Consider the following 13,439-nt stretch of genomic DNA (forward strand, 5'->3'; position numbering starts at 1 on the left):
GCCGCGGCGCTGCAATTTCACATACTTATTTCATGTCCAGCAGTTTCGAGACCAGCGCGTTGTCGACTTCCCCCGTCGCCGGCAGGCCATGGGCCGACTGGAAGTCGCGGATGGCCTGCTTGGTCTTGTCGCCCATGATGCCGTCCGGCGCGCCCGCATCGAAACCGTTCTTGTTCAGGATAAGCTGGATGTTGCGCACCGCCTTGGTCATGTCCACGCTTGCGGTCGTTTCGTTCGAGACGGTCCAGCCTTCGGGAATGGAAGGCGTATTGGCCTCCAGGTCGGGCGTGCGCGGTTTCCACAGGTCGGCCTTAGCCCGCGCACGGTCAAGCTGTTCCGGCCGCATCGCCTTGGCCACCTCGTCGCGCTTCTGTGCGGCATCCTTGTCGCCATTGCGAGCGGCCACCGCAAACCACTTGTACGATTCTTCCAGGTCCTGCTTCATGCCCACGCCCTTGGCAGCCAGGATGCCCAGGTTGAACTGGCTGTCCTTGACGCCCAGTTCGGCCGCTTCCATGAACCAGCGCACGGCCGACGTGTTGTCCGTCACGCCGTCGGCGCCCGTGGCGAAGAGGACGGCAAGGTTGTGCATGGCGCTGGCATTGCCCTGCTGCGCGGCCAACTGGTACCAGGTCTTGGCCCCTTCCAGGTCGCGCTCCACGCCGATGCCCTTTTCCAGCAGGTTGCCATAGCGATACTGACCGGGCGCGAAACCGGCTTCCGCCGAACGGGCATACCATTCCGCCGCCGTTTCCGGTGATGCGGCCACCCCGCGGCCTTCCGTGTATCGGTTGCCGACCTCGAAGAACGCCTTCGGATCGCCGGCGGCCACGGCCTCGCGCAGCGCCACCGGGCCGAACGCGATCGCAGGCGCGTCCGCGCCGTCATCGCCCGTCGTCTCGTCCGCCATGGCGGTTCCGCCCGTTTCGCCGGCATCGCCGGAAGCGATGACGTCCGGGGGCATGATGTCGCCGGCATCGGCCTCCAGTTCAGGGATCGCCGGTTCGATGCTGTCCGTGTCGGCTGCAATGGCATTGGTGCTGCCGTCCGCGTCGCCGGTTTCGGCGGTCGCGTCAGGCATGATCTGGCGGGCGGGAATTTCCGCGGTCGTCCCGGTGTCCGGTTCGGACAACGATCCCTGTTCCGCCGCGACCGGCACATCCTCGTTGCCCGAAAGCACCATCTTGCCCACCTGGAGGCCTGCCAGCAGGATCATCACCGCGCCGGCCGCCATCAGGACCGGCTTGCGCTTTTCCTGCAGCAGCGTGGCGAGCGAAAGCCTGGAGCCGGCGCTGCCAAGCGTGGTCTTGCCCTTCAGCATTTCCGCTTCGGCTGCAGCCGCCTGGGCCGCCCGCCGTGCAGCGGCGATGAAATCCGCCTTGGCCGCATCCGGGTCGCCGGCGCGCTCGGCCTCCCGGTCTGCCCGCACCTTTTCCATGATGGCGGTCAGATCCGGCGCACTGTCGCCCGGCGCCAGGGGCGTATCGTCCTGCTCGTCATCCAGAACGGGGGCGCCTTCCATGGATGGTTCCTGCGGCGCGGCCTGCTTCTTCCCCCGCAAGGCGCGCGTCAGGCCGTTCAGCATGGAGGGACGCCTGTCGTCCTCCGCCATGACTGCCGTGTCACCATCCTGCAAGGCTGCAAGGGCGGCCGCCGCGGCAGCCTGCGATGGCGATACAGCCGGTGCCGCGCGCGTGTCGCCGGCAGCTTCGCTCAGCGGTTCCGCGTCGTCGAATACCTCGGCCGTGTCGATGGAGGGCGCTTGCTGGACGGTTCGCTTGGCCGCCTTTCTGGCCGGTTCCGGCTGCGGCGCGTCCGCCAGGGCGGCGCGCTCATCCGGCTTTCCCTCCGTTCCCGATGCCTCCAGCGTCGCCAGCCTGTCCACGATCTTCAGCAGCGTTTCGTGAATGGCCTCGAACGTTTTCGTATTGCGTTCCTCGGAGCGGCGGGCGAGCTTGTCGAGCGATTTCAGATCCTCGGCCAGTGCCGCGACGGCATCGTGATGGGCGGCATTGTGGGCGGAAGCCGTACGCAGCGCGTCCTCGGCGGCGCGCTGGGCGGTCTGCAGGATCGTTTCATGATTGCTTGCCAGCGCCCGTTCGATTTCCTCCAGCCGCGGCGTCAGGTTTTCCAGCTCCGGCAGGTTCGAGCCGGGGTTGGACATGAAGCGGGCCATGTCGGCCACCTGGGTTTCCAGATGTTCGATCAGGCTGCGGTCGGCGGCTTCGGCATTGCGGCTCGTCTCGTCGAGGCGGCTGGCGATTTCGTCGAGGCGGCTGCCCAGCGTCGCCACGAGGGAGGCGTCGGCTTCCGGCAGGATTGCGCGGCTGGCCTCGTCCAGGTGCGCCGAAATCGCTTCCAGCCGGGCCTCGATATTCGCGATGGCACGCGTGTCGACCGGAGCGGCTGCCTGACGTGATTCCAGTTCCTTCTGGAAACCCTGCAACCGTTCGTCCAGCGTGGTCAGCAGTGCCGCTTCGCTCTTGGACTGGCGCCGTGTGCTCTCTTCGAGCCGCGCGGTCAGGTCGCGCAGGCGTGCATCGATATCGCTGGCATGTTCGCCCTCGTTTGCGCGCGGCAACGCCTCGATCTTGCCGGCAAGGTCGCCAATGCGCCCCTCCAGATCCTTGAACAGGGTCATGCTCTGGCGCGATGCGCTGTGGGTGCGGTCTTCCAGGGTCGCGCCCAAGGCATTGATGCGCTGTTCCACGCCGTCGAGAATGACAGCCATGTCCGGCGGGGCCGGTGAATCCGTCAGGATGCGGGTGATCGAGGCCATCTGGGTGGCGATCCGCTCCAGGTCCTCCGATGGCAGGTCGCGCTCGCGCGCCAGGTCGTCCACGCGCTGCGTGAGCACGTGAAGCTGCTCGACAAGCGCACCATTGTCCTGTGCCGCAACCTCGTTGATCTGGTTGGCCAGGGCCGAAATCCGCGCCTCGATGCGCTCCAGCGGCGCGGTATCGAGCTGCACCGGCTCGGCGGAGACGGACGAGGCGACGATGGCGCGGGAAATCTCGTCCAGCCGGTCCTCCACCATGCCGAAAAGGTCGGGCGGGATGCGTGCCTGCGCGTCGGCGATCTGGCCGACAGCCTCCGTCAGCATGCGCACCTTGTCTTCCAGCGATGCCATGACGCTGCGCGAGGGCACCTGCGCCAGCGCGTCGTATATGGCTTCCATGCGTTCCGACAGCCTGTCGAACATGGCATCGGCCCGTCCGCTGGCTTCCATGCCGCCTTCGATATGGTCGGCGATGCGGTCCCAGCGGCGGTCGAAATCGTCCCAGCGGTTGTTGACCGACTGCAGCGTCTCCTCGCGCGCAAGCGCTTCGACGGTCTCGCGCAGCTCTTCCACGTCATGGCGCAACGCCATGACGTCGCGATTGCCGCTGCGCTCCGAAAGGGAAGCCACGCCGGCGGCGATGCGCTCCAGTTCCGGGGCGAGTTCGCGGCTGCTCAGGCCGGCCTGGACGTCCTGGTAGAAGTCCGCCATCTGCCGCCGCAGGCTGTCGAATTCCTGGCGGATGCCGTGGCTCATCTCCTGGCGCAATTCCTCGCGCAGCGCTTGCAGGTCATGGGAAATGCGGCTGATCGAGCCGAACTCGTCGGAGCGTTCGCGCGCCCGCTCCAGGTCGTGGGCAATGTCGTTGTAGAGGTTCGAGCGCGCCGGGCGGCGCGGTGAAGGGCTCGGGGCGGCGTCGCGCCGGGCGGGTTTGGCCGGCATGGCCATGCGCTCGCCCGAAATGCGTCGCTCCAGCGCGTCGAGCTTTTCGGTGATGTCGTCAAGGATTGCGCCGGACCGCCGTTCGCGTCCTGCGTTCAGGGAGCCGAGATAGGATTTCTTGTCGTTCATCGAAACGCCCGCTTGCAGGTTTGTGGCACCGCGACCGGTGCCTGGTCTGTCTGGCCGGACGGAACGGCTTTGAAGGGAGGGCAGCAATGCTGGCAACCCCGGTTCGGCACGTCCGCCTGGGTGGTGGGCCATGAAAACGCGAAACAGGTGGCGCAAATCACCGACGGCCCACATTCATCCGATCATGGTAAACAAGGCGTTAACCCTTGGCCGTTTCACGGGCCGCTGCCGTGCGGACCCGGCTGTGAAAAACCCGCGCCGGCTGCCCGCGGCCTCTTGAAACGGCGGGATCGCCCGCGTATATCTCGTTTACGTAAACGTTAGATGCACCACACGCGCCGCTCGTTCGCCCGGGCCGGTGGTTTCGTGTTTCCGGACGCCGGCAGCACAGGTGTGCGCATGGAAAGTTGAAGACATGATGGAAATGAACATGGCTGGCGCATCCACGGCCAGCGAAACGGATTTGCACGAGGACGGACAGATCGCGCCGGGTTACAAGCGGATCGGGGAACTGGCCGAGGAGTTCGGCGTAACGCTGCGCACCTTGCGGTTCTACGAGGACAAGGGCCTGCTGTCACCGCTGCGCGAAGGCAATACACGGCTTTATGACCGCCGCGACCAGACCCGCCTCAAGCTCATCCTTCTGGGGCGCAAGGTCGGCTTCTCGCTGCGTGAGGTCAAGCAGATGATGGATCTCTACGAGCCCGCGGGTTCGAATGTGCGCCAGCTCAAGGTCACGCTGGAGAAATCCGAGCGCCAGATGGCCCGCTTGCAGGCCCAGCGCGAGGCGCTGGACGAGGCGATCGGCGAATTGTCGGGCGCCATGGACACCGTAAGGTCGCTTCTGAGTGAAAGAACGGGCGCCGCTGGCGCCGCATGAACGCAAAGCCCCTCCGCCCGGCCGGCGCGAGGGGCTTTTTTCTGCCCGGCCGCGGTCCTTGCAGGCCGGCCATGCAGGGCGGGAAGGCAAACGCACGAGCCGCTATTGACGTTTGCGTAAACGTCAATATTCTTTAGCAAGGGATTGGACACGCCGGACACCGGCGGGACAACCGGATCATCTTCTTGGAGGAACCCATGCCGACCTATTCCGCGCCGGTGAAGGATACCCTGTTCGTTCTCAGGGACGTCCTCGGCTATGAACGCTTCAGCAACCTGCCCGGTTTTTCCGACGCTTCGCTCGATGTCGTCGAGGCGATTCTCGAAGAGGGCGCGAAACTGGCCGAGAACGTCATGTTCCCGCTCAACCAGATCGGCGACCGGCAGGGTTGCACCCGCCATGATGACGGTTCGGTCACCACGCCCGATGGCTTCAGGGAAGCCTATGGCCAGTATCGCGAAGGCGGCTGGATGGGCCTTGCCCTGCCGGAGGAATTCGGCGGCCAGAACCTGCCCTACACGCTGCACACTGCGGTGGGCGAATACATGTCGTCGGCCAACATGGCCTTCATGATGTATCCGGGTCTCACCCAGGGTGCCATGGCGGCCATCCTCGCCCACGGGTCCGACGAACAGAAGCAGGCCTACATTCCGAAAATGGCGGAAGGCGTTTGGACCGGCACGATGAACCTGACCGAGCCCCATTGCGGCACGGATCTGGGTCTGCTGCGCACCAGGGCCGTGCTGCAGGACGATGGCAGTTACCGTATTTCCGGCCAGAAAATCTTCATCTCAGCCGGCGAACACGACCTTTCGGAAAACATCATCCATCTCGTGCTGGCCCGCATCGAGGGCGCGCCGGAAGGCGTGAAGGGCATTTCGCTGTTCATCGTGCCGAAGTTCATCCCCGATGGCGATGGCAATCCGGGCGCGCGCAACGGCGTGTCCTGCGGTTCGCTGGAAGAGAAGATGGGCATTCACGGCAACGCCACCTGCGTCATGAACTATGACGAGGCCACCGGCTATCTCATCGGCGAGGCGCACAAGGGCCTCAAGGCCATGTTCACCATGATGAACGAGGCGCGTCTCGGCGTCGGGTTGCAGGGTCTCTCGGTGTCCGAGATCGCCTACCAGAATGCCGTCGCCTATGCCCGCGAGCGCATCCAGGGCCGCGCCCTGACCGGCCCGAAGGCGCCCGACAAGAAGGCTGACCCGATCATCGTCCATCCTGACGTGCGCCGCACGCTGATGACGATCAGGGCCTTCAACGAAGGCGGCCGCGCCTTCATCCTGTGGAGCGCGCTGAAGTCCGACGTCGCCCACCGCTCCGGCGACGAGAAGGAGCGTCAGGAGGCTGACGATTTCATGGGCCTGCTCACCCCCATCATCAAGGGTGTGCTGACCGACAAGGGCTTTGAGAACGCGGTCAACGCCCAGCAGATGTATGGCGGCCATGGCTATATCGAGGAATGGGGCATGAGCCAGTATGTCCGCGATGCCCGCATTGCCATGATCTACGAGGGCGCCAACGGCATCCAGGCGCTCGATCTGGTCGGCCGCAAGCTGCCGGCCAATGGCGGGCGTGCCGTGCAGGCCTTCTTCCGGGAAGTGGGCGAATTCTGCGAGGCCCATCGCGAAGACGAGCAGATGAAGGGCTTCACCAAGGCGCTCAAGAAGGGCCTGAACGATCTGCAGGCGGCGACCATGTGGTTCGTGCAGAACGCCATGGCCAAGCCCGACAATGCCGGTGCCGGCTCCACCGATTACATGCATCTCTTCGGCCTGGTGGCCCTGGGCTACATGTGGGCCATGACGGCGAAGGCCGCGCAGGAGCAACTCGACAGCGGCGCCAGCGACGCGAAGGAATTCCTTGACGGCAAGCTGGTCACCGCCAGGTTCTTCATGGAGCGGCTGATGCCGGAGACCGGCATGCGGCTGGCGCGCATCCAGGCGGGCGCCGATTCCATGATGGCATTGCCTGCCGAGGCGTTCTAAGCTCGCCGTGAATGATGGGGAACGGGCCGGTCTGACCGGCCCGCTCCGGTTTCTGCAAACAGCACAACCGGGAGGATACCGATGGCTGCAAATCCGGCCGACATACTGGGCGTGACCCGCCCGTCCTGGGAAACCGAGGACGTCTCCATGCTCAAGGACATGGCGGCGAAATGGCTCGACGCCGAGATCGCGCCCCACTACGAGGACTTCGAGAAGGACGAGATCGTCGGCCGCGAATACTGGCGCAAGGCCGGCGAGGCAGGCCTCCTCTGCCCGGCCGTGCCGGAGGAATACGGCGGCGCGGGCGGCACCTATGCCCACGAGACCGCCATCATCGAGGCCATCAGCCATGTCGGTGTCGACGGCTTCGGCATCGGCCTGCACAATTCCATCGTCGCGCCCTACATCGTTCACTACGGCTCGGAAGAACAGAAGCGCAAGTGGTTGCCGCGCATGGTTTCCGGCGAGCTGATCGGCGCCATCGCCATGACCGAACCGGCAGCCGGCTCCGACCTGCAGGGCATCAAGACCACCGCCCGCCGCGACGGCAATCACTATTCCATCAACGGCTCCAAGACCTTCATCACCAACGGCCAGAACGCCAACCTCATCATCGTCGTCACCAAGACCGACCCGTCCGCCGGTGCGAAGGGCACGTCTCTGATCGTGGTGGAAACCGATGAGGTGGAGGGTTTCGAGCGCGGCCGCAACCTTGACAAGGTGGGCCTGAAATCGAACGACACGTCGGAACTGTTCTTCAACGATGTGCGCGTGCCCACCTCCAACCTCCTGGGCGCGGAAGAGGGCCACGGCTTCGTCCAGCTCATGCAGCAATTGCCGCAGGAGCGCCTGATGATCGGTGCGACGGCCATTGCCATGATCGAGCGCGCGCTGGCATTGACCATCGACTACGTGAAGGAGCGCAAGGCCTTCGGCAAATCCGTCCTGGAATTCCAGAACACCCAGTTCAAGCTGGCCGAGGCCAAGACCGAGGCGACTGTCGGCCGCGCCTTCTACAATCACTGCGTGGCCGAGCATCTGGAGGGCCGCCTGAGTGCGGAACTGGCCTCCATGGCAAAATACTGGCTCAGCGACCTGCAGAACAAGATCATCGACGAATGCCTGCAATTGCATGGCGGCTATGGCTACATGAACGAATATCCCATCGCCCGCATGTTCCGCGATGCCCGCGTTCAGCGCATCTATGGCGGAACGAATGAAATCATGAAGCTTTTGATTGCCCGCAGCCTCTGAACTGCGGCACAGGAAGGAGACATCCCATGGCAGATGCTTACGTATATGACGCCGTGCGCACGCCGCGCGGCCGCGGCAAGAAGGACGGCAGCCTGCACGAGGTGCCGGCCGTTCGCCTTGGCGCCAAGGTTCTGGAAGCCGTGCGTGACCGCAACGGCCTCGACACCGGCACGGTCGACGACATCATTTTCGGCTGCGTCGATCCGGTCGGCGAAGCCGGGTCGGTCATTCCGCGTGCCTCCGCTTTCGAAGCCGGCTATGACATCAAGGCGCCGGGCATGCAGATCTCGCGCTTCTGCGCGTCTGGCCTCGACGCCATCAATTTCGGCGCGGCCAAGATCGCCCAGGGCGCTGACGACATCGTCATCGCCGGCGGCGTGGAAAGCATGTCGCGCGTCGGCATGGGCATGTCCGGCGGCGCCTGGTTCATGGACCCGTCTGTCGGCCTGCCGTCCTATTTCATGCCGCAGGGCGTGTCGGCGGATCTGATCGCCACCAAGCACGGCTTCTCGCGCGATGATGTGGATGCCTATGCGGTGGAAAGCCAGAAGCGCGCCGCCCATGCCTGGGAGAAGGGCTGGTTCAAAAACTCCGTCATCCCGATCAGGGACCAGAACGGCCTGACAATCCTGGACCATGACGAGCACATGCGGCCCGGCACCGACATGCAGTCGCTGGCCTCGCTCAACCCCTCCTTCGTCATGCCCGGCGAGATGGGCGGTTTCGAAGCCGTGGCCGTCCAGCGCTATCCGGAGATCGAGAGCATCAACTATGTCCATCACGCCGGCAATTCCTCCGGCATCGTCGATGGCGCTGCCGCCGTGCTGCTCGGGTCGAAAAAGGCCGGCAAGACCATGGGCCTGAAGCCGCGCGCCCGCATCCGTGCCTTCTCCAACATCGGCTCTGAACCGGCCATCATGCTGACCGGCCCGGTGGACGTGACGGAAAAGCTGCTCAAGCGCGCGAAGATGAAGATCTCCGACATCGACCTGTTCGAACTCAACGAGGCCTTCGCCTCCGTCGTGCTGCGCTACATGCAGGCCTTCGAGATCCCGCACGACAGGATCAACGTGAACGGCGGCGCCATCGCCATGGGCCATCCGCTGGGCGCCACGGGTGCCATGATCTTCGGCACCGTGCTGGACGAACTGGAACGCCGTGATCTCAACACCGCGCTCGTCACCCTGTGCATCGGCGCCGGCATGGGCACCGCCACCATCATCGAACGCGTCTGACCGGGAGAGAGAAAGAAAATGGCTGAATACAGGAATTTCACGGTCGAGGTGGACACCGACGGCATCGCGCTCGTCACCTGGGACATGCCCGACAAGTCGATGAACGTCTTCACCCAGGAGGTGATGGACGAGATCGACGCCATCATCGACCAGGTTGTCGCCGACGAGGCGGTCAAGGGTGCCGTCTTCACCTCCGGCAAGACGGACAGCTTCTCCGGCGGTGCGGATCTGACCATGCTGCGCGGCATCTTCGATACCATCCGCGACGCCAGGGCACAGGATCCGGCAAAGGCCGCCGAACTCGTCTTCGAGGCGGCCGGGCGCATGAACTGGCTCTGGCACAAGCTGGAGACCTGCGGCAAGCCATGGGTGTCGGCCATCAACGGCACCTGCATGGGCGGCGCGTTCGAATTATCGCTGGCCTGCCATGCCCGTGTGGTGGCTGACAGCGACGCGGTGAAGATCGCCCTGCCGGAAGTCAAGGTCGGCATCTTCCCCGGCGCCGGCGGCACCCAGCGCGTGCCACGCCTGACCGACACGCAGTCGGCCATGCAGATGATGACGACGGGCCAGACCCTGTCGCCTGCCAAGGCGCTCAAGATGGGCCTGGTCACGTCCGTCGTGCCGGGCAAAAAGCTGGTGGATGAGGCTAAAAAGCTCATCAAGGACGGTTTGGAGCCGGTCCAGCCGTGGGACAAGAAGGGTTTCAAGCTGCCCGGCGGCCCGGTCTACTCCGCGGCCGGGGCCAATCTCTTTCCGCCGGCCATCGCTCATCTGCGCAAGCAGTCCTATGGCAATTATCCTGCGGCCACGGCCATCCTGAAGTGCATCTATGAGGGCCTGCTCGTGCCCTTCGACACGGCATTGCGCATCGAGCAGCGCTATTTCGCCGAGATCCTTCAGACCACCGAGGCGGGCATGATGATCCGCTCGCTCTTCGTCTCGCTGCAGGAACTGAACAAGGGCGCGCGCCGCCCCGAGGGTATCAAGCCGACGAAGTTCAGGAAGGTCGGCGTTCTGGGCGCGGGCTTCATGGGCGCCGGCATTGCCTATGTCACCGCGAAGGCCGGCATTCCGGTCGTCCTGATCGACCGTGACCAGGAATCCGCGGACAAGGGCAAGGCCCATTCGGCCAGCCTGATGGACGGTCTCATCAAGAAGGGCCGTGCCACCGCGGACGACAAGGAAAAGCTGCTTTCGCTGATCACCGCCACGCCGGACTATGCCGAACTCGACGGCGCCGACCTCGTCATCGAGGCGGTGTTCGAGGATTCGGAAATCAAGAAGGGCGTGACGGAAAAGGCGGAAGCCGTTCTCAAGTCCACCGGCATCTTCGCTTCCAACACCTCCACCATTCCGATCACCGGACTGGCGAAGAACTCGGCGCGCCCGAAGAACTTCATCGGCATCCACTTCTTCTCGCCGGTGGACAAGATGATGCTGGTGGAAATCATCATGGGCAAGAAGACCGGCGACAAGGCGCTCGCCACGGCGATCGACTATGTCCGCGCCATCAAAAAGACGCCGATCGTGGTCAATGACACGCGCGGCTTCTACGTCAACCGCTGCGTGCTGCGCTACATGTCGGAAGCCTACAACATGCTCATCGAGGGCGTGCCGCCGGCCATGATCGAGAACGCAGCCAAGATGGCCGGCATGCCGGTCGGGCCGCTGGCGCTCAACGACGAGACCGCCATCGACCTGTCGCAGAAGATCCTCAAGCAGACCATCCGCGACATGGGCGAGAAGGCCGTCGACATGAGCCATGTCGAGCTGGTCGACACCATGGTGGACAAGCACGGGCGCCTTGGCCGCAAGAACGGCAAGGGCTTCTACGATTATCCGGCCAAGCCGGCCAGGAAGCATCTCTGGCCGGGCCTGAAGGATCTCTATCCGCAGCAGGATCCCGACAAGGTGGATGTGGAGGAACTCAAGCAGCGCTTCCTCGTCACCATCGCGCTGGAAGCGGCCCGCGTCATGGAAGAAGGCATCGTCACCGACCCGCGCGAGGCCGATGTCGGCTCCATCCTGGCCTTCGGTTTTGCGCCCTACACGGGCGGTACGCTCTCCTATATCGACGGCATGGGCGTGGCCGAATTCGTCGACCTGGCGAAGAAACTGCAGAAGAAATACGGCAAGCAGTTCAAGGCGCCGAAGGGTCTGGTCGAGATGGCCGGAAAGGGCGAGACCTTCTACCAGCGTTACGGCGCCAAAGCCGAAGAGAAGCAGGCCGCCTGACGCTGAAAGGGCGCATCTCCCATGTATGTATGGGCCCGCATGATCCGGATCGCGGCGACATATCGCCGCCGCGGTCCGTTCCGGGACGGTGACGAAAGCCGGCTCACCTTCCGTTGCCTGCCAACGGACATCGACCCGAACCTTCATCTCAACAATGCCCGCTACATGATGCTGGCCGATTGCGGCCGGCTCGACATCTTCTTCCGCTCCGGGCTTCTCAGGCTCACCCGCGCGCGCAACTGGGGGCCGCTCATGGGCGGCGTGCAAGCCGTCTATGTGCGCGAGATAAGGCTCTGGAAGCGCTTCGACGTGGTCTCCACCATCGAGACCTGGGAGGACAGCCAGATCATCGGCCGCCATCGCTTCCTGCTGGAGGATGGCACCACCGCTGCCGTGGTGATGACGACGGCCGGCATCTACGATTTTTCCAATCGTCACTTCATCCGCGCCGGCGAGGTCATCGAGGCGCTGGGTTACGAGGACCGGCCGCGGCCCCCGACGGAAGCCGAGCGCGCCTTCATGACCTCCCATGCCAACCTGCGAACCTTCGCCAGGCAGGCAGCACCGTAAAGCGCCTGGCCCTGTCCTTTTTCTGGCCAGGCCCTAATCTCTGCATGAGCCTGCCGGACGACGGCGAAGCGAGGGAAACCCATGACGGCGCATATCGACTACTATTTCACCTGCATTTCGCCCTTCAGCTATTTCGGTCATCAGGCCATCGGCGACGTGGCGCGGCGTCACGGCGCCCGGCTGAACCTGCGCCCGGTCCGGCTTGGCGAGGTTTTCGAGACCTCCGGCGCGTTGCCGCTAGCCCGGCGTCCCTTGCCGCGTCAGCGCTACCGCATGCTGGAACTGCAGCGCATCGCCGCCATGCGCGATCTGCCGGTCAACCTGAAGCCGGCGCATTTCCCGACCGATCCCACGCTGGCCGACGCCACGGTTGCGGTGCTGGTGGACGAGGGCGCCGACGCCTTCGCCTATCTGGACAGCCTCTATCGCGCCGTATGGGTGGACGAAGCGAATGTGGCCGACGATGCGGTCATCGCGGACAGGCTGGGCGCGGCCGGGTTCGACGCTTCAGCGATCCTGGCCAAGGCGCGCGGTGAGGCGGCCATCGCCCTCGTCAGCGCCAATACAGAGGCGGCAATCGCTGCCGGAGCGCTCGGCAGCCCGTCCTATGTGCTCAATGGCGAGGTGTTCTGGGGACAGGACCGCGTGGAGCACGTCGATCACGCGCTGGCGACCGGACGAGGGCCGTTTTTTGCCAACATGGCCTGATCGTGCTCTGGACAGCGGGTTGTTCGATCTCCTAAGGTAAATATTCCTTGAGGCGAAAAAGGCAGGAGCCATGCTATCCCACGCAGGCGTCTGGGCAGCCATTGATGCCCTGGCCGATCGGCACGGTCTGTCGGCCTCCGCCCTTGCGCGCAAGGCCGGTCTTGATTCCACGGCCTTCAACCGCTCCAAGCGCCAGTCCGGCGACGGCCGTTTGCGCTGGCCCTCCACCGAATCCGTGTCCAAGGTCCTGGTCGCCACGGGCACCTCGCTGGACGAGTTCTTGAAGCTGCTGGGGGCGGGCAACGGCGATTACGGCATGCCGGCGCACGTGCCGTTGCTGGGCGTGGCGCAGGCCGGTGCAGGCGGTTTCTTCGATGATGCCGGTTTTCCGGTAGGGCAGGGGCTGGACGTCGTGGACTTTCCCGTCCAGCCGGGCGAGGGCGTCTATGCGCTGGAAGTGCAGGGCGATTCCATGCTGCCGGTCTATCGCGACGGTGACCGCCTGATCGTCCAGCCGGGCGCGCAATGCCGCAAGGGCGACCGGGTGGTGGTGCGCACGCAGGGCGGAGAGGTGATGGCCAAGGTGCTGGCCCGTCAGGGCCGCACCGAACTGGAACTCGCCTCCCTGAACCCGGAGCATCCCCCGCGCCTGCTGGAGCGCAAGGACGTGGACTGGATGGCCCGCATCCTCTGGGCAAGCCAGTAGGCCG

General features: G+C 64.7%; 9 protein-coding genes. 8 read left to right on the forward strand and 1 reads right to left on the reverse strand.

The annotated features are described in order from the left end of the window. Positions 1-25: 25 nt before the first annotated feature. A complete protein-coding gene (locus R3D65_RS09350; protein WP_371274943.1) occupies positions 26-3,850 on the reverse strand; it encodes a peptidoglycan-binding protein in 3,825 nt (1,274 codons plus the stop codon). Positions 3,851-4,280: 430 nt separating this feature from the next. On the opposite strand from R3D65_RS09350, the gene R3D65_RS09355 reads away from it, so the two are divergent. The 8 genes from R3D65_RS09355 (at position 4,281) to R3D65_RS09390 (ending at position 13,435) form a co-directional block, all read left to right on the forward strand. Continuing rightward, positions 4,281-4,730 carry a MerR family DNA-binding transcriptional regulator gene (locus R3D65_RS09355; RefSeq protein WP_371274944.1) on the forward strand — a complete coding sequence of 150 codons (450 nt, stop codon included), beginning with the start codon at positions 4,281-4,283 and terminating at the stop codon, positions 4,728-4,730. A 197-nt stretch (positions 4,731-4,927) separates the two neighbouring features. Beyond that, positions 4,928-6,724, forward strand: a complete 1,797-nt coding sequence (locus R3D65_RS09360) for an acyl-CoA dehydrogenase C-terminal domain-containing protein (protein WP_371274945.1) — start codon at positions 4,928-4,930, stop codon at positions 6,722-6,724. 81 nt (positions 6,725-6,805) lie between these two features. Beyond that, positions 6,806-7,978, forward strand: a complete 1,173-nt coding sequence (locus R3D65_RS09365) for an acyl-CoA dehydrogenase family protein (RefSeq protein ID WP_371274946.1) — start codon at positions 6,806-6,808, stop codon at positions 7,976-7,978. A 26-nt stretch (positions 7,979-8,004) separates the two neighbouring features. Beyond that, the gene (locus R3D65_RS09370; protein WP_371274947.1) at positions 8,005-9,213 is read left to right on the forward strand and encodes an acetyl-CoA C-acetyltransferase; all 1,209 of its coding nucleotides are present in this window, start codon (positions 8,005-8,007) and stop codon (positions 9,211-9,213) included. An 18-nt stretch (positions 9,214-9,231) separates the two neighbouring features. After that, positions 9,232-11,451 (forward strand): 3-hydroxyacyl-CoA dehydrogenase NAD-binding domain-containing protein, encoded by a 2,220-nt coding sequence (locus R3D65_RS09375; protein WP_371274948.1) that lies wholly within the window; start codon positions 9,232-9,234, stop codon positions 11,449-11,451. A 21-nt stretch (positions 11,452-11,472) separates the two neighbouring features. Next, a complete protein-coding gene (locus R3D65_RS09380; protein ID WP_371274949.1) occupies positions 11,473-12,021 on the forward strand; it encodes a thioesterase family protein in 549 nt (182 codons plus the stop codon). Positions 12,022-12,102: 81 nt separating this feature from the next. Further along, positions 12,103-12,729: a 2-hydroxychromene-2-carboxylate isomerase gene (locus R3D65_RS09385; protein ID WP_371274950.1), complete on the forward strand. Its 627-nt coding sequence runs from the start codon at positions 12,103-12,105 to the stop codon at positions 12,727-12,729. Positions 12,730-12,799: 70 nt separating this feature from the next. Continuing rightward, positions 12,800-13,435, forward strand: a complete 636-nt coding sequence (locus R3D65_RS09390) for a helix-turn-helix transcriptional regulator (protein ID WP_371274951.1) — start codon at positions 12,800-12,802, stop codon at positions 13,433-13,435. Positions 13,436-13,439 lie beyond the last annotated feature (4 nt).

The sequence above is a fragment of the Zhengella sp. genome, assembly GCF_041397485.1.
GTDB lineage: Bacteria > Pseudomonadota > Alphaproteobacteria > Rhizobiales > Rhizobiaceae > Zhengella.

What these genes read in the sequence shown, in the direction of transcription:
- R3D65_RS09350 (WP_371274943.1), bottom strand. Translation starts at nt 3,850, where the DNA reads ATGAACGACAAGAAATCCTATCTCGGCTCCCTGAACGCAGGACGCGAA.
- R3D65_RS09380 (WP_371274949.1), top strand. Translation starts at nt 11,473, where the DNA reads ATGTATGTATGGGCCCGCATGATCCGGATCGCGGCGACATATCGCCGC.
- R3D65_RS09385 (WP_371274950.1), top strand. Translation starts at nt 12,103, where the DNA reads ATGACGGCGCATATCGACTACTATTTCACCTGCATTTCGCCCTTCAGC.
- R3D65_RS09360 (WP_371274945.1), top strand. Translation starts at nt 4,928, where the DNA reads ATGCCGACCTATTCCGCGCCGGTGAAGGATACCCTGTTCGTTCTCAGG.
- R3D65_RS09390 (WP_371274951.1), top strand. Translation starts at nt 12,800, where the DNA reads ATGCTATCCCACGCAGGCGTCTGGGCAGCCATTGATGCCCTGGCCGAT.
- R3D65_RS09370 (WP_371274947.1), top strand. Translation starts at nt 8,005, where the DNA reads ATGGCAGATGCTTACGTATATGACGCCGTGCGCACGCCGCGCGGCCGC.
- R3D65_RS09365 (WP_371274946.1), top strand. Translation starts at nt 6,806, where the DNA reads ATGGCTGCAAATCCGGCCGACATACTGGGCGTGACCCGCCCGTCCTGG.
- R3D65_RS09355 (WP_371274944.1), top strand. Translation starts at nt 4,281, where the DNA reads ATGGCTGGCGCATCCACGGCCAGCGAAACGGATTTGCACGAGGACGGA.
- R3D65_RS09375 (WP_371274948.1), top strand. Translation starts at nt 9,232, where the DNA reads ATGGCTGAATACAGGAATTTCACGGTCGAGGTGGACACCGACGGCATC.